The organism is Flavobacterium tyrosinilyticum (genome assembly GCF_023656565.1).
Taxonomy (GTDB): Bacteria; Bacteroidota; Bacteroidia; order Flavobacteriales; family Flavobacteriaceae; genus Flavobacterium; species Flavobacterium tyrosinilyticum.
On the sequence record NZ_JAMOKG010000001.1, the window covers coordinates 1,195,383 to 1,215,519 of the forward strand.

The following is a 20,137-nucleotide window of genomic DNA, read 5'->3' on the forward strand; positions in this document are numbered from 1 at the left end:
AGTTCTGCTTTGAGAGTTCTGCTTTGAGAGTTCTGCTTTGAGAGTTCTGCTTTGAGAGTTCTGCTTTGAGAGTTCTGCTTTGAGAGTTCTGCTTTGAGAGTTCTGCTTTGTGAGTTCTGCTTTGAGAGTTCTGCTTTGAAAGTTCTGCTTTGAAAGTTCTGCTTTGAAAGTTCTGTTTTGAAAGTTCTGTTTTGAAAGTTCTGTTTTGAAAGTTCTGTTTTGAAAGTTCTGTTTTGAAAGTTCTGGTTTGAGAGTTCTGGTTTGAGAGTTCTGGTTTGAATGAAGTAAAATGTTTCACGTGAAACATTTTTATTGATTCCAGAATTTGAGAATTCCAGTTGACACGTTTCAGTTTGAACTTGAAACTTGAAACTTGAAACTTCAAAACTTCAAAACTTCAAAACTTGAAACTTCAAAACTTGAAACAAAATATAAAGTTCCACGTGGAACAAAGAAAGAAATAAATCTAATTCTAAAAACCGCGTTAGCGGTTTTTGGAGAATAATAAAACAAAATGTTTTTAGAAGAATACGATGTTATTGTGGTTGGTGCAGGCCATGCTGGTTCTGAAGCTGCGGCTGCGGCTGCAAATTTGGGATCGAAAACTTTATTGGTTACAATGAGTTTGCAAAACATAGCACAGATGTCTTGTAATCCTGCGATGGGTGGAATTGCAAAAGGACAAATCGTTCGAGAAATTGATGCGCTTGGAGGATATTCAGGAATTGTTTCTGATAAGACTGCAATTCAGTTCAAGATGCTGAACAAATCAAAAGGACCTGCAATGTGGTCGCCAAGAGTTCAAAGTGATAGAATGCGTTTTGCAGAAGAATGGAGAATGATGTTGGAGGCGACTCCAAATCTTGATTTTTATCAAGAGATGGTAAAAGGATTAATTATTGAAGACGGAAAGATAAAAGGAATTAGAACTTCACTAGGAGTGGAGATTCGTTCCAAATCTGTGGTTTTGACAAATGGTACTTTTTTGAACGGTTTAATTCATATCGGAGAAAAACAATTCGGAGGAGGAAGAGCAGGAGAAAGTGCTGCAACCGGAATTACAGAAGATTTGATCAAAGCAGGTTTTGAAGCTGGAAGAATGAAAACAGGAACGCCACCTCGAGTAGATGGGCGTTCTTTGGATTATTCTAAAATGAATGAAGAAAAAGGAGATGCAAAGCCAGCTAAGTTTTCTTATTCAGATGTGACCGCTCCATTAACGCATCAACGTTCTTGTTACATGACATATACTTCGTTGAATGTTCATGATATTTTGAGAGAAGGTTTTGATCGTTCTCCAATGTTCAACGGAAGAATCAAAAGTTTAGGACCAAGATACTGCCCATCGATTGAAGATAAGATTAATCGTTTTGCAGATAAAGAACGTCACCAATTATTTGTTGAGCCAGAAGGATGGAATACTTGTGAAGTTTATGTAAACGGATTTTCAACTTCACTTCCAGAAGATATTCAATTTAAAGCGCTTCGTTCTGTTGCAGGTTTTGAAAATGTAAAATTCTTTAGACCTGGTTATGCTATCGAATATGATTTCTTTCCACCAACGCAATTGAAACATACTTTAGAAACGAAATTAGTTGAGGGATTATATTTCGCAGGACAGATTAACGGAACGACAGGTTATGAAGAAGCAGCTTCTCAAGGATTAATGGCGGGAATCAATGCGCATTTAAAAGTGCACGAAAAAGATCCATTAATTTTAAAACGTGATGAAGCATACATCGGAGTTCTAATTGACGATTTGATTACAAAAGGAACAGAAGAACCATATCGTATGTTTACATCGCGAGCAGAATATAGAACATTGTTGCGTCAAGATAATGCCGATTTCAGATTGACTCCAATGTCATACGAAATTGGTTTAGCTTCTGAAGATCGTTTAAGAAGAATGGAAAAGAAACTAAACGAATCTGAAAAGATGGTTCAATTCTTCAAAGAAACAAGTGTTACAATTGCCGAAACAAATCCGATTTTGGAAGCGAAAGAATCAGCACCAATTTCTCAAGGAGATAAAATGTTCAAGATTTTTTCTCGTCCACAAATTGAATTGGAAGATATGTTGAAATTTGAAAAAGTTTCATCGTATGTCGAAGAGAATAATCTGGATGAAGAAATTGTAGAGCAGGCAGTAATTCAAGTTAAATATTCTGGTTATATCGAAAAAGAAAGAAATAATGCAGATAAGTTGAATCGTTTGGAAGAAGTAAAAATTCCAGACAATTTTGATTATAATAAAATTAAATCCATGTCTATTGAAGCAAAACAGAAATTAAGCAAGATTCGTCCTGTAACTATTTCGCAGGCTTCAAGAATCAGCGGAGTATCACCAAGTGATATTTCCGTGCTTTTGATTTATATGGGAAGGTAAATAATTTTAGATTTTAGATTGCTGATTTCAGATTACTGTAATATTTTGAAAATGACTTGTTCCACGTGAAACTATTTTTCGGTTTTTTATTTTCAGAATCCATTATAAATCTAAAGTCAGAAATCTAAATTGTAGCTGTTCCACGTGAAACCTTTTGAAGATTTTAGTGAAAGAGTAAAACAGTATTTGATAAAAGCAACTTTACAGGTATGCTGAATTATAAAAAGTGAAAAGAAATCTAAAGAAGAATTAAAAATAAAAAAGACAAAAAAATCCTAAAAGCGTTATAATTTCGTTTTTAGGATTTGCTATAAATTAAACCCAATATCTATAAAATTAAAAAATGAACGTTTTAAACAAAAAACATTTTCTTACGGTAAAAGACCATTCTGTTTCAAAAGAAATTTTTGATTTGTATTACGATGAAGAATTAGATATGCTAATTACTTCTCCACAACCTGAACTTCAAAATTTAGGTAAATATTACGAAAGCGAAGATTATATTTCGCATACCGACAACAAACGTTCGTTATTTGAAAAAGCATATCACTTTGTGAAAAATATTGCTCTTAAGAATAAATTGAATTTAATTAATAGCCAACAACCACAAAAAGGAAAACTTTTAGATATTGGAGCAGGAACTGGAGATTTTCTTCTAACTGCAAAAAATGACGGTTGGGAAACGATTGGAGTAGAGCCGAGCGATCGAGCTAAAAACATTGCAAAAGAAAAAGGAATTTCTTTTGTAGAAGAATTAAGCACTTTAGAAAATCATTCTCTTGATGTAATTACTATGTGGCACGTTTTAGAACACGTTCCAGATTTAGAATATCAGATCCAAGAATTGAAGCGTTTATTAAAACCAACTGGAACATTAATTATTGCGGTTCCGAACTACAAATCATTTGATGCAAACCATTATCAAACTTTTTGGGCTGCCTATGATGTGCCAATTCATTTTTGGCATTTTTCAAAAAAATCAATTCAAGTGCTTTTTGAGAGAGAAGATATGAAATTGGAAAAAGTTCTTCCAATGAAGTTCGATTCTTTTTACGTAAGCCTTTTGTCTGAAAAATACAAAACAGGAAAGATGAATTATGTTAAAGCTTTTTTCATTGGTTTAAAATCAAATTGGAAAGCGAAGAACTCAAAAGAATATTCATCGCATATTTATATTTTAAAAAATAAATAACACAAAAATATAGAAGGCCATTTTACCCTAAAAGGACAGAGTGGCTTTTTCTGGTTGATATAAAAAAAGCAAAAAAGCATCTAAAATAGTGCGATAGCGTTGGTTTATGATGATATTTTTTTTAATAAATAAAAACAATATCATAAATTTTACGCATTTTTTAAACTTTATGTTGATGCTATTGATTTTTTTATATTTTTGTCTTCAATACTTAAAAAAATAGAATTTAAAAAAATGAAAAAAGCATTAGTTATTATCGCACTTTCAGTTTTCGCAGTTTCTTGTAACAAAACAGCAGAGGTAAAGGAAGTAAAAACAGCTTACGTGGATACTTCGGTTTTGATGAAAGAATACACTGAGGCAAAAGATTTAGAGGCAAAGTACAAAGCTCAAGCGGAAGAAAAAGGTAGACAATTACAAGCTGAGATTTCACGTTTTAAACAAGACGCTGCTAATTTTCAAAGCCAGGCACAAGCAAACGGTCAAGCTTGGGCACAGCAAAGAGGAGCTGAATTGCAAAAGAGAGAGCAGCAATTAGGTTATGCACAACAAGCATTAGCACAACAATTACAACAAGAAAGTGGTGTTGAAATGGATTCTCTTGTTAGCGGAGTTAAAAAATTCATTAAAGACTACGGAAAGAAAAACGGTTACTCTTACATCTACGGAACAGGAGATGCTGCTACAATTTTGTATGCTGAAGAGAAATACGATATTACAAAAGAAATTATCAAAGCTTTAAATGATAAATACAAAGCAGAGCCAAAAACAGATGCAAAACCAGCAGCTGAAACAAAAGAAGGCGAAGCTAAAAAATAAAACTACCAAACTAACTAAATTACTGAAAACCTAAATCCACTGCGATTTAGGTTTTTTCTTTTTATAAAAATGCGGTAATTTTATTTTTTTAATACAAGCCCAATGCAGAACGTTTCAGAAGCGGCAGCTTATACTTTGCAATTCATCAATCAGACCCAGAAATCTATTTTCCTTACGGGAAAAGCAGGTACGGGAAAAACTACGCTTTTACGCGAAATTATTGCCACAACGCATAAAAATACTGTGGTCGTTGCACCAACCGGAATCGCTGCTTTGAATGCGGGTGGCGTAACCATTCACTCCATGTTTCAACTTCCGTTTTCTGCGTTTATTCCATCGTATGATGTAAGCGCGCAATTTACAGAAACGGTGAAATTTGAAAACAAAGAATCACTTCGCCGCCATTTCAAAATGAATAACGTCAAGCGAAATGTAATCAAAAACATGGAGCTTCTTGTGATTGATGAAGTGAGTATGATGCGTGCCGATTTGTTGGACGCTGTCGATTTCATGATGCAGACGGTTCGAAGAAATACTCATCCGTTTGGCGGAGTTCAAGTTTTGTTTATTGGAGATTTGCTGCAATTGCCGCCAGTGATTCGCGATGAAGAATGGCGAACACTGAAAAACTACTACCGTGGGAAATTCTTTTTCCATTCTCATGTTCTCCAAACGTATCCGCCGATTTATATCGAATTGTCAAAAATTTACCGCCAGACCGATGATGCTTTTATTTCGGTTTTGAACAATTTGAGAAATAACCAGATCACTCCAGAGGACATAACTATTCTAAATCAGTATGTTAAGCCAGATTTTGACTTCAAAGAGAACAAAGGCTATATCACGCTGACAACGCATAATGCTAAGGCTGATTCTATCAACTCGCAGTCAATCAATGATTTAGATGGTAAAGAATACATATATACGCCATTTGTGGTAGGAGATTTTCCAGAAAAGATATTTCCTGTTGAAGAAGAATTGAAATTGAAAGTGGGTGCGCAAATCATGTTCGTCAAAAATGACTTGTCTTTTGAAAAGAGATACTTCAACGGAAAGATGGGTGTAATCAAATCGCTTTCTGATGAAGAAATCTTTGTTCACTTTCCAGAAGAGAACATGACACTCGAAGTGGAGAAGTACGAATGGAAAAATATCCGTTACAAAGTTAACGAACAAACCAAAGATATCGAAGAAGAGGTTTTAGGAACTTTTGCGCATTATCCAATCAAGCTAGCATGGGCGATTACGGTGCACAAAAGCCAAGGTTTAACTTTTGACAAAGCAGCGCTCGATGTATCGCAAGTTTTTCTTCCTGGGCAGGCCTATGTAGCACTTTCGCGTTTGCGTTCGTTAGAAGGGCTTATTTTGCTTTCTCCGATGCAGATGAATGGTATTTCGAACGACCAAGATGTGATGGATTACGCTTTGAACAGGGCAACTGAAGAAACTTTGGAGAAAGCGCTTCACTTCGAAACCAAAAATTTTATTCATAACTATTTGATAAACAGTTTTAATTGGGGAGAATTAGCGCAGGAATGGAGAAATCATCGTTTCAGTTATAACGAAAATGCGGCCGGTTCCGAAAAAACGAAACATGCGGTTTGGGCGCATAAACGAATGGAAATCATGGAACAGCTTTTAGATCCTTCGCAGAAATTCATTTCACAGCTCAATAAAATCTTCAGCAAGGAAACGGTCGATTTGTTTTATGTGAAAGAAAGGGTAGAGGCGGCCTACGATTATTTTTTCAAGCCGATGGACAAATTGGTCGATGATCTGATTTACAAAATGGCTGAAATTCAAAAATTTAAAAAAGTAAAAGAATTCTACGAAGAGCTTAACTTTTTGGAAGATCTGCAGACCAAAGCGGTTTTGAGATTGATGAAAGCCAAGTTATTGATCGAAGTAGTTGTGGCTGGCGAAGAAATCAGTAAAGAAAAGTTAACATCGCCAAATATTAAAAATTACAAAACGAACAAAGCAGAAAGGATTCGAGAAGAGCTGAAAACGACAAATACGGACATTTTTAGAGCCGAAGAACCAGTTGTTCGATACAAATCAACTAAGACGGAGAAAAGTGAGCTTAAAACGGCTAAAAAAACGACAGTCGAAGAAACATACGATTTGTGGATGGAGAAAAATTCGGTTGAAGATATTGCAAGAATGCGTAAATTAAATGTTCAAACGATCGAAGGCCATTTGATAAGACTTATTCAGTCGAAGAAAATCGAAATTACTGATGTTCTTCCGTATGATAAAATTTTGGCTTTGCGAGAAGCTTTTCAGTTTTATCAAGAAGAATCTTTGAGTCCTTTGAAAGAAAAATATGGAGATGAATTTACTTGGGACGAACTAAAAATGTTCAAAGCGAGCATCAATTGATTTTATGAACGTCCTACTTGAAACACGGTTTTCTTTTTTTCAAAAATCTAATTCCTAACGTATTAAATTATTTTTGACATGAAAAGATTTAAAATATTTCTAACAATTCTGGTATTTAATTCTTCATTTTTGATTGCCCAGGATTTGAAACCAGAATATCAAAAGTTCATTTCGAAATTTATTTTAGAAGTGAAAAACGGCGATAAAGAAGCAATTGCAAAACGTATAAAATTCCCTTTAAGCGAGATTATCCAATTCCTTCGGTGAAGGATAAAGCAGATTTCGTGAAAAGATATAACCAAATTTTTGATAAGGTTTTAATTGAAAAAATAACAAAATCGGATCCAGCAAAAGATTGGTCAGAAGTGGGATGGCGCGGAATTATGCTAAATCGTGGAGACATGTGGATCGATATTGATGGAAGAATTATCAGCATCAATAATCAATCGGAGGAAGAATTGAAATTGAAAAATTCATTAATCGCAAAGCAGAAAAAAAGCGTAAATTCTTCACTTTCAAATTTTAAAGAACCTGTTGCAGTTCTTGAAACCTCTAAGTTCAGAATTAGAATTGATGATTTAGGAAATGATAATTATCGCTATGCTTCTTGGTCGATCAAACAGGAAATGACTGAAACTCCAGATCTTGTAATCGAAAAAGGAGTTTTTGTTGCAGACGGAACGGGAGGAAACCATTACTTCGATTTTAAAAAAGGCAATTTCAAATACCGATGCTATTTTATTGTTTTGGGAGAAAAAGATTCGCCGCCAGCAATATTGACCGTTTATCAGTCTGGAAAAGAAATCCTATCTCAAGACGCCAATATTGTTTCACGATAAACATTAGAAAGAAGCTATTTTAAAAAGATATTTAATTTCCACATAGAATTATATGCTGAACCTCAGAGAGGTTAAATATTTATAGAATCAAATAAAACAAATGAAAAAAGCTCGAGCGGAGCGACATATTTATTATAAAATTATGTCGCTCCGCTCGAGCTTTATATTGTAAATATTTATTCTTAGCTATAAATATTTTGCTTCTCCGAAGCTTAAAAAAGAAAATGTTCTTTCTATTAAAACGCTATTTAAATATTTGAGATTATTTTTTCTAATTCTTTTTCTTGAGAAATTTGCGTAAGCTTCAATTTCTGAATTGTAACTTCATTCTCTTTGGTTTTAATTTTTTGCTTTTGAATCTCTTCGTCAGAAACCGATGTAGTTGAGATTTTGTTTTCGATTTTCTGATTAGCGATTTCCAACTTTTCAATTTTATCTCTAGTCGATTTTAACTGGTTTTCAGCCTTAACAAGAGTGTTCTTTTTGGTTTCCAATTCTTTCTGTTCTTTTTTGAGTACAGCAATTTTGTCATCAAGCTTTTTATAATTTTCTTTAAGAACTTGCTGTGTTTGAGCTTCGTTCTTCTTTATTTGATTTTCTTGATCAGAATTGTTTTGTTGTGCAAAAATGGACTGAGAGCCAAGTAGTAATAAAAAAGTAAAGGTTTTAAAAATTGTCTTCATGATTGTATTAAATTTTATGAAGACGAATTTATTTGAATAGAGTTTAAGAAGTGTCCATTCAAAGATTTTAAAACAACAGAATAAGACAAAAAAAAATCCTGCTCTTTCGAACAGGATTAAAAGGTATTTTATAGATTTTCGACCAGAATCCAAGCTTGTGGATTTTCGCCTTTTTGTATTTCTTTTTGAGCTTGTTCTGCTTCTTTCATTGTAGCATAACTTCCGTACAAAACAGGAAATAAACCGTGTTTGTTTTCTTTTAGCATCCTGGCTTTGAAACCATCTTTAATTAATTGGTTATAAGCTTTTCTAGCATTTTGTTCACTTCTAAAAGCACCCGCCATAATGTGGTAAGGCATTGTGGTTTCGACAGTTTCAACAGCAGCAGAATCTACAGAAAGAGTTACAGCCGGAAGTGGACTTTTGATAAAGAAAGTGGCTTCTTGAATTTTGTTTTGCACTTTTTTCTGAACTGCTTGTTCTACAACAAGTGTTTGGTTATCAATTTGATTTTGGTATAATGGATAACCAATGCTTCCTGTAATTCCTAGTCCTAAAACCAGAATTGCAGCATATCGCAAGAACGGATTCGAAGATTTGGTTTCTTCTTCACTTTCGTATATCAAAACAGCATCTTTTTCTTTTGCTGCAATTTTTTCGATTTTTTTCTCGAATGCCTCTTTTTTCACCATTGGAGAAACAAAAGGACTCAATCCAAAAGAAGCAGATAAATAGTTGGTCTGATCGTTTGGCTTGAAAACAATGTTGCTTTCAGAATTTAAACGTAGCTCTCCAATATTTTTTAAAAGAATTACGCCATCTTCTTCTAATGCTTTTTTCCAATTCAAAATTTCAAAAGCAATTGCGCTAACAGCAAAACCATAAGATGTTTTTTCTGCTTGAGCAATATGATTTGCCAACAATCCGTCGTTATTTTTGATACGGCTGTTAAAAGAAATGGTTTTTTTTGGTGGAAAAAACGAATTAGTGCTTTCATTTAGCTGCGCCGAATGAGTTTCTGTTAAAAATGCACCAAACCCTGGAACCGTTACACACTGATAACGATACAATAACTGTGAGATATATACTTCGATTTTCATAGTAACAAAGTTAGACAACGCGTATAGTTATCAAAATTTTATTCACAATTTTTATTAACAATTCAGAATTATTTTTAGGCAATTCGTTTTCAATTAATTAAGTGGTAGGTTTTTCTTATTTAAAAAGCATCACGAGAATTATTTTTAAAATTTATTAAGAAATTACTTTGTTTTATAGATATTTGCGCCTCATAAAAAGTAGATTTATTTTTTCTATTTTACATAATGTTAAAAACAATGAACGATCAGGAATTATTTAATTTACTTGCCTTATTAAAGGTTGATGGAGTGGGAGATATAATGGGCAAAAAGTTGCTTAATTCTTTTGGCGATGCTTCGGCTATTTTTAAAGCTAAAAGTTCGCAATTAGCAGCGGTTGATGGAATTGGAAGTGTTTTATTGAAAAATCTGAAAGATAAAAGTGTTTTTGAGAAGGCAGATAAAGAACTTTCGTTTATTAAAAACAACAATATTCAGATTTCTTTTTTTCAGGACGAAAACTACCCAGAACGGCTTAAGCATTGCATTGATGCACCAATTCTGATTTTTACCGCTGGAAATCTGGATTTCAAAAACAAAAAAATAATTAGCATTGTAGGTACACGCCAGATTACTTCTTATGGAACAGATTTCTGTAAAAAATTGATAGAAGATATTGCTCCTCTTGATCCTGTAATTGTAAGTGGATTTGCTTATGGAGTTGACATCGTGGCGCATCAGGCAGCAATGGATTTTAATTTGCAAACTGTTGGCGTTCTAGCTCATGGCTTAAATCAAATTTACCCGAGAACTCATAAAAAGTACATGGCCAGAATGGAAGAGAAGGGCGGATTCATAACCGAGTTTTGGAGTGATTCGAATCCGGATAAAGAAAAATTTGTTCGTCGAAATCGTATTGTTGCTGGGATGACTGAAGCTACAATCGTGATAGAATCTGCTGACAAAGGCGGATCTTTAATAACGGCAAATATGGCTAATGATTACAATCGCGATGTTTTTGCGGTACCAGGTAGAGTGACAGACAAATATAGCCAGGGCTGTAATAATTTGATTAAAACTCAGAAAGCAAATGTGTTAACAAGTGCCGCAGATTTGATTTATATGTTGAATTGGGATATTAAAGAAAATCCAAAAACGATTCAGAAACAGCTTTTTGTAGAATTAGAACCCGTAGAACAAAAGGTTTATGATTTTCTCCAGAAAAACGGAAAGGAATTACTTGATCTTATTGCAATTGAATGTGAAATTCCAATTTTCAAACTGTCAGGAATTTTGATTGGGATGGAATTAAAGGGCGTTATAAGGCCGCTTCCTGGAAAACTTTTTGAGTCAATTTAACGCAGAAAATCCTATATATTATTTTCTTGTAAAGTGTTTGTACAATCGATATAAAATGTAAATAAGCAATAAACCAAAAACGATATTTAGAATTTGAAATACATACGGTGGAACATTGTAATCTTCAATATACTTATCCATCTTTTTTATTTTTAAGAGGTTAATATACTTGAAGTTACGAAAAATAATATTATTTCATAAAAAAACCGCTAATCTATTTGATCAGCGGTTTTATTTTAATTTTCTTCATATTCAAAAAAAGCTTCTTCCGACCCAGCTCCATCTAAAAGACAAAAAGCGGCATATGAAATATCTATTAGCCAATTATCAATTTGTAAAATTTGCTGTTCTGTAATCAAATTATTGCTTTGTAGCATTCCTTCTGGATGAACTGCCCACATTCGACCCAAATGACAAATTCCCCAAATTGTATTAATTATTCTTTTATCTATAAAGTCTTTTTCCATTTCAGGAGCGAGAACCTTTAAAGATTTCATAATCAAGTGATAGTTTTCTTCATGCAAAATTCCCTTAAATGGACGTAATTGCCCCAGAAAACCATTTTGCCATCTTTCGCTTTCTATATTTTCGTGGTTACCACTCTGGTACATTAATTCCTCAATTGCATCTTCTTTCGTCATTAATAATGGATTATATTTTTTGATTATTTTGCAAAACCTAAAACCTCTCTAACCTTTGCCAAAACACCATCGGCAATTACAGAAGCTTTTGCAGCGCCTTTTTTCAACAAAGCGTCAACTTCTTCAAGGTTGTTGATGTAGTAATTATATTTTTCTCTTTCTGTTTTAAATTTTTCTGTAATCAATTCAAACAAAGCTTGTTTCGCGTGACCGTAACCGTAATTTCCGCCTAAATAGTTGGCTCTCATTTGGGCAGTTTGCTCTTCATTTGCTAGCAATGAATAAATAGCAAAAGCATTACAAGTATCTGGATTTTTTGGAGCTTCAAGCGGAGTCGAATCTGTTTCAATACTCATTACCTGTTTGCGTAATGTTTTGTCGTCCAAGAAAATATTGATAATATTATTGGCAGATTTACTCATTTTTCCTCCGTTTGTTCCTGGAATCAACATAATGTTTTCCTCAATTTTAGCTTCAGGAAGTACAAACGTTTCACCCATTTGGTGATTGAAACGAGCCGCAACATCACGAGTAATTTCTAAATGCTGCAACTGATCTTTTCCAACCGGAACAAATTCAGCGTCATATAATAAAATATCAGCAGCCATTAGCATCGGATATGTGAAAAGTCCTGCGTTAACATCGTCTAAACGATCTGCTTTATCTTTGAAAGAATGCGCTAAAGTCAATCTTTGAAATGGAAAAAAACAGCTCAAATACCAAGTCAATTCTGTAGTTTGAACCACATCAGATTGTCTGTAGAAAGTTACTTTTTCAGGATTTAATCCACACGCAAGCCAAGCCGCAGCTGTGCTATAAGTGTTTTCTCTTAAAGTCTTTCCGTCTTTAATCTGAGTGATGGAATGCAAATCGGCAATAAACAAATAAGATTCATTTGCTGGATCGTTTGATAATTCGATTGCCGGAATAATTGCGCCTAATAAATTTCCTAAATGCGGTGTTCCTGTACTTTGAACACCAGTAAGTATTTTTGCCATTCTCGTTTTTTCTTATTCTTGATCCGCAAAGTTCGTTTTTTTAGCGCAGAGTTCACAGAGTTTTTCGCAGAGTTTAAGAAGATTTTTTGAGTTTTTTGAAGTTCACAGTATTTTTTTACCGTTTTCAGTTGTTATTTATGACTCTTCTAATACCATTTTTCAAAAGAGTTTCGTTAAAGTTAATTAGCAAACCTAATTTATAGTTTCCTAGTTTCAAATAGGTCAATGTTTGCGCTAGATGGTTTACCGTTAAAGCTTCAACTGCTTTTATTTCAATTATGAACTTGTTTTCAATCAGTAAATCGATACGATAGCCACAGTCTAGTTTTATTTCCTCAAAAATTAACGGCATTGGTTTTTCCTTTTCTACTATGAGGCCTTTTTGCTTGAGTTTATAGAATAGACATTCTTGATAAACATTTTCTAATAAACCGGGTCCAAGTTTTCTATGTATTTCGATTGCTAGACCAATTACAATAGTCGAAATTTCATTTTCATTCATTTTTTTATTTAATTTTAACGCAGAATTTCGTATAAATATATAAAAATTTATTCAATAGATTTTGAAAATTTGAGCTAAACTCAAGTGAATATAAATCTTTGTGAACTTTTACTTTAGTAAATCCCGAAAATTAAATTAAACTTCTTAACTCTGCGGAAAAACTCTGTGAACTCTGTGCTAGAAATAAAAGAGTGAGGAGAATAAATTCTATATAGAAAATTCATTTCGGTTTTCTTACTTTTGAAGCTATGAAAATATTTAAAATTGCTTTTTGGATTCTTTGGAGAGTTTGGTTTTACATTTTGATGGCCATTCCAATACTCATTATGTTGCCTTTTCTGGTAATTTCTATCCTTTCTGAGAAAGGATATCCATATTTCTTTAAAATGGCCCGCATTTGGGCTAAATTTATCCTTTTCGGAATGGGTTTCTTTTATACCGTAAAACGCGAACAGAAGCTCATTAAAGGCAAAAGTTACATGATAGTGGCCAATCATACCTCTATGACCGATATTATGCTTACGTTGGCTTTAATTAAAAATCCGTTTGTTTTTGTTGGGAAGAAAGAGCTGGTAAAGATTCCGCTTTTTGGATTTTTCTATAAAAGAACTTGTATTTTAGTTGACAGAAGTTCGTCTAAAAGTAAAAATGAAGTTTTTAAAAGAGCTCAAAATAGATTAAATCAAGGTTTAAGTATTTGCATTTTCCCAGAGGGTGGAGTTCCAGATGACGAAAGTATTTTGCTGGATGAGTTTAAAGACGGCGCATTCAGATTAGCGATAGATCATCAGATTCCGATTGTCCCTATTGTTTATCCAGATAATAAGGAACGTTTTTCGTATACTTTTTTGAGTGGAAGTCCAGGAAAAATGCGAGCTAGAATTTTACCTTTCGTAGAAACACAAGGATTGACAAGTGACAACAGAAAAGAATTAAGAGATCAAGTTAGAAACATGATTTATAATGGTTTAATGGATTATCAAAAGGAATAACTATAAAAACATTATGTAAAATACAAAAGCCGGTAGATTTAATTATCTACCGGCTTTTCTTTGAATTAAAAACCCCCTATTTTTATTCAAAAGTTATTATCTGTGAATTATCTTTTCTGAAATAAAACGCAATACTTTTTTAAATCTCAATTTGGTTTTTCTTCGGTTTTTACTGTACAACAATTCCATTTTTTCTTTCATGGTTAAAAATATTAATGGTTGATAATAAAGAGTTTAGTTAATAACTCAAGTTAATGTCACATTATTATAGATGTAGAAAAATTAAAAAGGTTGCGTCAAAAATTAAAAAATTTGATAAAACCCGTCAGATGAAGATGCCAACGGGTTTTTAATCAAATAACCAACCAACGTAAATTCTAAAAAAAACTCGAAATTGATATATGGCAGTACCAATTATAAACTGCTTTTTTATAGAGATGAAAGTTTTGTAAAAAGGTTGCGTTAAAATTTCATTTTTATTTTGAAATAAAAAAAGCCGAGTAATTTTTACATTACTCGGCTTTAAAAAAAGCGTCTTTTTTCGACTTATTTTTTAGGCATTTGCCAATTCTTTTATATGTTCTTTAATTTTAATTTCCAGTTCATCAGCAAGTTCTGGATTATCTTTAATTAAAGTTTTAACAGCGTCACGACCTTGACCTAATTTTGTATCGCCGTAGCTAAACCAAGATCCTGCTTTTTTAACGATATCAAACTCAACTGCTAAGTCTAAGATTTCACCCGTTTTAGAAACACCTTCTCCGTACATGATGTCGAATTCGGCAGTTTTAAATGGTGGTGCCACTTTGTTTTTAACGATTTTTACTTTAGTTCTGTTACCAATCACATTTTCACCATCTTTAATTTGAGCAGAACGACGAATATCTAAACGAACAGAAGCGTAAAATTTAAGTGCGTTACCTCCAGTTGTAGTTTCTGGATTTCCGAACATAACACCAATTTTTTCACGAAGCTGGTTGATAAAGAAAACAGTACAGTTTGTTTTACTGATAGTTCCAGTAAGTTTTCTCAATGCTTGAGACATCAAACGTGCGTGAAGACCCATTTTAGAATCTCCCATTTCACCTTCGATCTCACTTTTCGGAGTTAAAGCCGCCACAGAGTCAATTACAACGATGTCTATAGCTCCAGAACGAATTAAGTTTTCAGCAATTTCTAAAGCCTGCTCTCCGTTGTCTGGTTGAGAAATAATTAAATTCTCGATATCAACATTTAATTTCTCAGCATAGTTTCTATCAAATGCGTGCTCGGCATCGATAAAGGCAGCAATACCACCTGCTTTTTGAGCTTCTGCAATAGCGTGAAGCGTCAAAGTTGTTTTTCCAGAAGATTCTGGACCATATATTTCGATAATTCTTCCTTTCGGGTATCCGTTTACTCCAAGAGCTAAGTCAACACCTAGTGAGCCAGAAGAAATCGTTTCTACTTCTACAATGGCTCTGTCGCCCATTTTCATTACGGTTCCTTTTCCGTAGGTTTTGTCAAGTTTGTCAAGCGTTAATTGTAGTGCTTTTAATTTGGCTTCTTTCTCTGAACTCATTTTTTTCTAATATCTAAATTATTGTTTTGTCTTTCTGGATAAAAATAAGAAAATTCTTCCGTAATCTTATTGATCTGTTTTATAATTTGTAAAATTACTTCTTTTTTTGAAGTTTGATTGTTCCAAATTGTCACAAAATCGTTCTATAAAAATAAAGCCTTTAATTCTGTAGCATCAGAAGGTTTTATTTTTCCAGCAAGCAATAAACTCAATTGTTTGCGACGAAGCGCTGCATCAAATCGCTGAATTTCTAGCTCGGTTTCTGGAATAATTGCTGGTACTTCAACTGGTCTTCCGGTATCGTCAACAGCAACGAAGGTGTAAATTGCTTCGTTGGCTTTAGTTCTGTTTCCAGATTCGCGGTCTTCTACCCATACGTCAATAAAAACTTCCATCGAACTTTTGAATGATCTTGAAACTTTTGCCTCTACGGTTACAACGCTTCCAAGAGAAATTGCTCTATTGAAGGCAACGTGATTTACAGAAGCCGTTACTACAATTCGTCGCGAATGCCTGCGGGCTGCAATACTTGCGGCGCGGTCCATTCTGGCTAATAATTCACCACCAAAAAGATTGTTTAAAGGATTTGTTTCGCTCGGTAAAACTAAATCAGTTAAAATAGTAAGGGATTCTGAAGGATGTTTTGGATTCATTTTTTTAAATAAAATTTGTTTTAACGCCTAGAAAAAGGCTTTTTTTGCTACAGATTTAACAGATTAAAATGATTAGAAAAATCTGTCGGAATCTGTGAAATCTGTGGCATATTTTAGTTCAACCAATAAACAGCCATAACGGCTGGTATAAAATAAATAACAATGGTTCTCGCACCATCGTAATCTTTTGCAAGTCTTTGACCGAAAAGCATCATTAACAAACAGATGCATGAAAATATAGCTCCGTAAAAACCAAATTCTCTGCCATTATTTGTAAATAATTGTATTCCCCCAACAACACATAAAATTCCAGAAATTAGTTCCAAAATTAGTAAGTGTAAAAGAGCCAGAGGAACCTGATTTTTTAATGGTGTTTTGGCAAAGTGTTCTTTTAGCCAAGCTACATTATCTTTCCAATAAAAAATTTTTTCGTAACCCGATTGTAAAAAAGTTAAAGCTAGAAAAGCTAAAAGTAAAATTGAGGCAACATTGTTCATTATGAATTATTTTTTATGAATTAAACGAGTCAATTTGATAGATAAATCGGTAAGGATTATTTTTGCATTTCCATTTCTTTCAATATGATATAGGGCATCTGAAAGTTCTTTAAATATTTCGTGTATGTTATTTCCGTTTACGAAAGGAGCAAAATTTTCTAATTTGAATTTATCGACTTTCGGCTCTATATAAACCAAACTAGGCGTCTGATAATTTAGCATTAGAGCTTGTCTAAACATTTCGATACAATACTGAATAAATTTTTTCTGACTCTCGCGTCCCAACGTTGCAATTTGCTCACTCCAAGAAATTAAATCTTGAATGGCCGCAGCATTTCCTTTTGCTCTAAAAGCAGCACGAACCCAATTTACAAACCATTGTTCGAACGGAAGATCATCATCATCTTCTTTTAACAAATGCAATGCTTTGCTAAAATTACCTTGCGCCTGATGCGCAATTTTTTTGGCTAAGCCGGCATCTATATTTTCTTGGGCAATTAAAGCATCGGCAATAACTTTTTCTGGCAGTCCGTTAAAATGAATTACCTGGCATCGCGAACGTATGGTTTGGATAATATCTTCTTCGTTTTCAGAAATCAGAATAAACATGGTTTTTTCTGAAGGTTCTTCCAGAAGTTTTAGAAGTTTATTGGAAGCGGCGATATTCATTTTATCGGCCATCCAGATAATCATGATTTTGTATCCGCCTTCATACGATTTTAGCGCAAGCGATTTTAAAACTTCCTGTGCATCTTCAACACGAATTTCTCCTTGTTTGTTTTGTACACCCAGAATTTTATACCAATCGAACAAACCTCCGTAAGGCATTTCTTGAATAAAACTACGCCAATCCTGAATAAAATCTAAACTCTTAGGTTTTGTTTTTACGTCTTCGGTTGTAACGGTTGGATAGATAAAATGCAGATCGGGATGAGAGATGTTATCAAACTTTAGATTACAAGAATCGTTTCCGTTTGAATTTTCGTCGCCGGTATTGCTACACAAAATATATTGAGCATAAGCAATGGCAGTTATTAATGTGCCACTTCCTTCTGGACCAACGAATAATTGTGCATGAGGAATTCTACCAGAAGCAGCACTTTTTATCAAGTGGCTTTTGATGTAATCTTGACCTAAAATTTGAGAAAATTGCATTGCGCAAAGATAGAAGAAAATGTGTAGTCAAAAATTTTAGAGATAGATTATTTAGCAGTTCACAATTTTCAATTTCGGTGCCGAAGCGAGGAGATGATTTTTAAAATTTTCGGATCACTTTCGACAGAATTTTGTTAATAAATATCTTCAAGTGAGTAAATATCAAGATGTTTTTGTTAATATTTTTTTTCGAAATTCGACAAACGTAGGTTTTTTTTGGCTATTTATAGAGTTAATTTTTTATTTTTTATAGATAATCTCTTACGATTTTTTAATTAACATTTTTAACAAAAAGCCCGTTAAAACGCACATTTTCTCGACATAAGACTGGTTTTTAAGGTTTTTTTAAGGAAATTTTTTGAAAAAAAAATTCATTAGAGTTGTAATTTAAGTTAATTTCTATATTTTTGTTTTTATCAACAACCAATTATAAAATAAGAATCTATGAAAGGGAAAATTATTCTATTTAGTGCTTTTTTTATCTTAACTACTGCGGCTGTTTCAGCACAAGCTAAAAACGCACCGAGAAGTATTATTAGTACAACTGCTCTTATCCGAAAATACCATGATCAAAAAGAATTAAGTGGTATGCAAAAGGGTGAACTTTTGGAATTATACATCGAGCGTATCAAAGTATTAGTTAAAACTCTCCCTTACATTGCTTTGGTTACTAAACCTGGAGTTACTATGGCCGACCTTGGTATTCCAGACGATAGTGAACACAAAAAAGTTTTGGATGCTCAAGCAGTTGGTACAACAACATTTTTGGATACAACTGTAGAATTCCAAAGAAAAATGATGCCTTACTCTGATAAAGGAAATCTAATCGCGGCAATCTTGTTCTACGAAAGTACATTGAAATCATTACACGAGTTCAACGATTTGAACGAAATGTAATAAAGCATTTTTTTTGAAATTTTTTTCTGGAAAGTCTCAGTAAAATATTGCTTTGACATTCTTCGAAAACAAAATAAAAAAAACTCATTCTTGAGGGTTCTGTAAAATTCCAGAAAACTTGAGAGGAGTTTTTGTATTTGCGCATACCCAAATTTATTATTAACCGTAATACCCCCCTTATCATGAAAAAAATTACTCAATTGATCTGCGTTCTTTTGACAGTTACGAGTATGAGTGCTCAACAAGAGAAAGGAATTATGGGCTACACTAATTGGTTAAACAATTGGACCGAGTTTAAGCCTAATAAAGTTGACTATGGAGAAGCAAACCAAATTTTAGCAGGAAATATTTCTGTTAATACTAAATTGCTAAAAAGAAATATCTACGTTCTACAAGGAAACGTTTATGTTACAAACAATGCTGTTTTAACTATCGAACCTGGAACTGTAATTATTGGTGATTTCGAAACAAAAGGAACATTGGTAGTTACAAAAGGTGCACAATTAGTGGCTGATGGTTTAGAAACAGATCCAATTGTATTTACTTCAAACCGCAGCATGAAAAAAGCTGGAGATTGGGGTGGAATTGTAATCCTTGGAGATGCACCAATTAACAAATTCGGAAATGTTGGTTCTTATAACCTTGACTTAGATCCTACAATGACTACTTACGGTGGTGATAATGTAGCTTCAAACTCTGGAGTTTTAAGATTCGTTAGAATCGAGTTTGCTGGTAAAAAAGTAAAAGGTTTAGATACTTTCAACGGATTGACTCTTGCAGCTGTTGGAAACAAAACTGTTCTTGAAAACATTATGGTAAGTTACGCTGGAGGAGATTCTTTCGGGATCTTAGGTGGTGACTTAAATGCTACAAAATTCGTATCTTATAAATCAGTTAACGACGACTTTAAATTTTCTCAAGGAGTTCAATGTCGTTTCTTCAACTCTTTAGCAGTTAGATCTTCTTACTTCTCAAGTACTAAAGATGGATCTCGTTGTATGGAGGTTAAATCTTATGAGAAGAAAAGTGAAACAGACTTCACTAAAAAACAAACTTTAGTTGTTGCTAGTAATATTACAATGGTTAACGACAGCGAAAACATTAAAGCTGACATTCAAGCAGGTTTAGTAAAAGAGGCTGTTTATGTAGCAGAGAATGCTTCTCTTGAAATGAAAAGAAGTGTAATCTCTGGATTTAACCCTGCTGTATTATTAGATAGCAAAACTGAAATCAATGATGCCAACCTTAAAAAAATCAAATTTGAGGAAATGTATTTCAACTTATGTAATGGAAACATCTTTACAGAGTACAATTCTAACAATGAAGATCTAGAAAGCTGGTATGGAAACAGTGTTTTCTTTAACGTAATGTCACAAAGTGACAACAAAGAAACATTCATTGATATGTTCAATCCAAAAAAACCAGATTTTAGATTACAATTAGGAAAAATCACAGCTTCTAGCGGTAATAGATAAATAGTTTCGATTTTTATTTCCCACGCG

At 33.5% G+C, this 20,137-nt stretch carries 20 protein-coding genes; 9 read left to right on the forward strand and 11 right to left on the reverse strand.

Annotated features, from left to right (window positions below; genetic code table 11):
* On the reverse strand, positions 1–298 hold a 298-nt coding region (locus tag NCC77_RS05330), incomplete at its 3' end, for a hypothetical protein (protein ID WP_250834658.1).
* A gap of 216 nt (positions 299–514) precedes the next feature.
* Between NCC77_RS05330 and mnmG the strand changes: the two genes are divergently transcribed.
* The 5 genes from mnmG to NCC77_RS05355 all read left to right on the forward strand — a co-directional run bounded on the left by mnmG (position 515) and on the right by NCC77_RS05355 (position 7,618).
* Entirely contained in the window at positions 515–2,386 is a 1,872-nt protein-coding gene (gene mnmG, locus NCC77_RS05335) for a tRNA uridine-5-carboxymethylaminomethyl(34) synthesis enzyme MnmG (RefSeq protein ID WP_250834659.1), read from the forward strand.
* A 343-nt stretch (positions 2,387–2,729) separates the two neighbouring features.
* Complete coding sequence (locus NCC77_RS05340) at positions 2,730–3,578, forward strand: class I SAM-dependent methyltransferase (protein ID WP_250834660.1); 849 nt, start codon at positions 2,730–2,732, stop codon at positions 3,576–3,578.
* Positions 3,579–3,812: 234 nt separating this feature from the next.
* Positions 3,813–4,397, forward strand: coding sequence for an OmpH/Skp family outer membrane protein (locus tag NCC77_RS05345; RefSeq protein WP_095930173.1), 585 nt, complete (start codon positions 3,813–3,815; stop codon positions 4,395–4,397).
* 102 nt (positions 4,398–4,499) lie between these two features.
* Entirely contained in the window at positions 4,500–6,779 is a 2,280-nt protein-coding gene (locus NCC77_RS05350; RefSeq protein WP_250834661.1) for a helix-turn-helix domain-containing protein, read from the forward strand.
* Between the two features lie 284 nt (positions 6,780–7,063).
* Entirely contained in the window at positions 7,064–7,618 is a 555-nt protein-coding gene (locus NCC77_RS05355; protein WP_250834662.1) for a hypothetical protein, read from the forward strand.
* A 248-nt stretch (positions 7,619–7,866) separates the two neighbouring features.
* Here the strand turns inward: NCC77_RS05355 and NCC77_RS05360 are convergent, their stop codons facing one another.
* On the reverse strand, positions 7,867–8,301 hold the full coding sequence (locus NCC77_RS05360) for a hypothetical protein (protein ID WP_250834663.1): 435 nt from the start codon (positions 8,299–8,301) through the stop codon (positions 7,867–7,869).
* A gap of 128 nt (positions 8,302–8,429) precedes the next feature.
* Positions 8,430–9,401 (reverse strand): HU domain-containing protein, encoded by a 972-nt coding sequence (locus tag NCC77_RS05365; protein WP_250834664.1) that lies wholly within the window; start codon positions 9,399–9,401, stop codon positions 8,430–8,432.
* 237 nt (positions 9,402–9,638) lie between these two features.
* On the opposite strand from NCC77_RS05365, the gene dprA reads away from it, so the two are divergent.
* On the forward strand, positions 9,639–10,739 hold the full coding sequence (dprA, locus tag NCC77_RS05370; protein ID WP_250834665.1) for a DNA-processing protein DprA: 1,101 nt from the start codon (positions 9,639–9,641) through the stop codon (positions 10,737–10,739).
* Positions 10,740–10,757: 18 nt separating this feature from the next.
* Here dprA and NCC77_RS22945 read toward each other — a convergent pair whose 3' ends face one another.
* The 4 genes from NCC77_RS22945 to NCC77_RS05385 all read right to left on the reverse strand — a co-directional run bounded on the left by NCC77_RS22945 (position 10,758) and on the right by NCC77_RS05385 (position 12,880).
* Entirely contained in the window at positions 10,758–10,880 is a 123-nt protein-coding gene (locus NCC77_RS22945; protein WP_284705077.1) for a hypothetical protein, read from the reverse strand.
* A gap of 95 nt (positions 10,881–10,975) precedes the next feature.
* Entirely contained in the window at positions 10,976–11,380 is a 405-nt protein-coding gene (locus NCC77_RS05375; protein ID WP_250834666.1) for a hypothetical protein, read from the reverse strand.
* Between the two features lie 23 nt (positions 11,381–11,403).
* Positions 11,404–12,378, reverse strand: coding sequence for a tryptophan--tRNA ligase (gene trpS, locus NCC77_RS05380; protein WP_250834667.1), 975 nt, complete (start codon positions 12,376–12,378; stop codon positions 11,404–11,406).
* Between the two features lie 124 nt (positions 12,379–12,502).
* Positions 12,503–12,880 carry a GxxExxY protein gene (locus NCC77_RS05385; RefSeq protein WP_250834668.1) on the reverse strand — a complete coding sequence of 126 codons (378 nt, stop codon included), beginning with the start codon at positions 12,878–12,880 and terminating at the stop codon, positions 12,503–12,505.
* A gap of 248 nt (positions 12,881–13,128) precedes the next feature.
* Here NCC77_RS05385 and NCC77_RS05390 point away from each other — a divergent pair, with 248 nt between their 5' ends.
* A complete protein-coding gene (locus NCC77_RS05390) occupies positions 13,129–13,872 on the forward strand; it encodes a lysophospholipid acyltransferase family protein (RefSeq protein WP_250834669.1) in 744 nt (247 codons plus the stop codon).
* A gap of 553 nt (positions 13,873–14,425) precedes the next feature.
* Here the strand turns inward: NCC77_RS05390 and recA are convergent.
* From recA to NCC77_RS05410, 4 genes are all read right to left on the reverse strand, one after another.
* The gene (recA, locus tag NCC77_RS05395; protein WP_250834670.1) at positions 14,426–15,433 is read right to left on the reverse strand and encodes a recombinase RecA; all 1,008 of its coding nucleotides are present in this window, start codon (positions 15,431–15,433) and stop codon (positions 14,426–14,428) included.
* Between the two features lie 143 nt (positions 15,434–15,576).
* Positions 15,577–16,086, reverse strand: a complete 510-nt coding sequence (locus NCC77_RS05400; protein WP_095930181.1) for an acyl-CoA thioesterase — start codon at positions 16,084–16,086, stop codon at positions 15,577–15,579.
* Positions 16,087–16,199: 113 nt separating this feature from the next.
* A complete protein-coding gene (locus NCC77_RS05405; RefSeq protein WP_095930182.1) occupies positions 16,200–16,583 on the reverse strand; it encodes a DoxX family protein in 384 nt (127 codons plus the stop codon).
* A gap of 6 nt (positions 16,584–16,589) precedes the next feature.
* Entirely contained in the window at positions 16,590–17,738 is a 1,149-nt protein-coding gene (locus NCC77_RS05410; RefSeq protein WP_250834671.1) for a DNA polymerase III subunit, read from the reverse strand.
* 444 nt (positions 17,739–18,182) lie between these two features.
* On the opposite strand from NCC77_RS05410, the gene NCC77_RS05415 reads away from it, so the two are divergent.
* Both NCC77_RS05415 and NCC77_RS05420 read left to right on the forward strand, forming a co-directional pair.
* Positions 18,183–18,635 carry a hypothetical protein gene (locus NCC77_RS05415; RefSeq protein ID WP_095930184.1) on the forward strand — a complete coding sequence of 151 codons (453 nt, stop codon included), beginning with the start codon at positions 18,183–18,185 and terminating at the stop codon, positions 18,633–18,635.
* 182 nt (positions 18,636–18,817) lie between these two features.
* Positions 18,818–20,110 (forward strand): hypothetical protein, encoded by a 1,293-nt coding sequence (locus tag NCC77_RS05420; protein WP_250834672.1) that lies wholly within the window; start codon positions 18,818–18,820, stop codon positions 20,108–20,110.
* Positions 20,111–20,137: the final 27 nt, after the last annotated feature.

Excerpts from the sequence above, each read along its gene's own strand:
- mnmG (WP_250834659.1), top strand. The coding sequence starts at position 515 with ATGTTTTTAGAAGAATACGATGTTATTGTGGTTGGTGCAGGCCATGCT.
- NCC77_RS05340 (WP_250834660.1), top strand. The coding sequence starts at position 2,730 with ATGAACGTTTTAAACAAAAAACATTTTCTTACGGTAAAAGACCATTCT.
- NCC77_RS05345 (WP_095930173.1), top strand. The coding sequence starts at position 3,813 with ATGAAAAAAGCATTAGTTATTATCGCACTTTCAGTTTTCGCAGTTTCT.
- NCC77_RS05350 (WP_250834661.1), top strand. The coding sequence starts at position 4,500 with ATGCAGAACGTTTCAGAAGCGGCAGCTTATACTTTGCAATTCATCAAT.
- NCC77_RS05360 (WP_250834663.1), bottom strand. The coding sequence starts at position 8,301 with ATGAAGACAATTTTTAAAACCTTTACTTTTTTATTACTACTTGGCTCT.
- NCC77_RS05365 (WP_250834664.1), bottom strand. The coding sequence starts at position 9,401 with ATGAAAATCGAAGTATATATCTCACAGTTATTGTATCGTTATCAGTGT.
- dprA (WP_250834665.1), top strand. The coding sequence starts at position 9,639 with ATGAACGATCAGGAATTATTTAATTTACTTGCCTTATTAAAGGTTGAT.
- NCC77_RS22945 (WP_284705077.1), bottom strand. The coding sequence starts at position 10,880 with ATGGATAAGTATATTGAAGATTACAATGTTCCACCGTATGTATTTCAA.
- NCC77_RS05375 (WP_250834666.1), bottom strand. The coding sequence starts at position 11,380 with ATGACGAAAGAAGATGCAATTGAGGAATTAATGTACCAGAGTGGTAAC.
- trpS (WP_250834667.1), bottom strand. The coding sequence starts at position 12,378 with ATGGCAAAAATACTTACTGGTGTTCAAAGTACAGGAACACCGCATTTA.
- NCC77_RS05385 (WP_250834668.1), bottom strand. The coding sequence starts at position 12,880 with ATGAATGAAAATGAAATTTCGACTATTGTAATTGGTCTAGCAATCGAA.
- NCC77_RS05390 (WP_250834669.1), top strand. The coding sequence starts at position 13,129 with ATGAAAATATTTAAAATTGCTTTTTGGATTCTTTGGAGAGTTTGGTTT.
- recA (WP_250834670.1), bottom strand. The coding sequence starts at position 15,433 with ATGAGTTCAGAGAAAGAAGCCAAATTAAAAGCACTACAATTAACGCTT.
- NCC77_RS05400 (WP_095930181.1), bottom strand. The coding sequence starts at position 16,086 with ATGAATCCAAAACATCCTTCAGAATCCCTTACTATTTTAACTGATTTA.
- NCC77_RS05405 (WP_095930182.1), bottom strand. The coding sequence starts at position 16,583 with ATGAACAATGTTGCCTCAATTTTACTTTTAGCTTTTCTAGCTTTAACT.
- NCC77_RS05410 (WP_250834671.1), bottom strand. The coding sequence starts at position 17,738 with ATGCAATTTTCTCAAATTTTAGGTCAAGATTACATCAAAAGCCACTTG.
- NCC77_RS05415 (WP_095930184.1), top strand. The coding sequence starts at position 18,183 with ATGAAAGGGAAAATTATTCTATTTAGTGCTTTTTTTATCTTAACTACT.
- NCC77_RS05420 (WP_250834672.1), top strand. The coding sequence starts at position 18,818 with ATGAAAAAAATTACTCAATTGATCTGCGTTCTTTTGACAGTTACGAGT.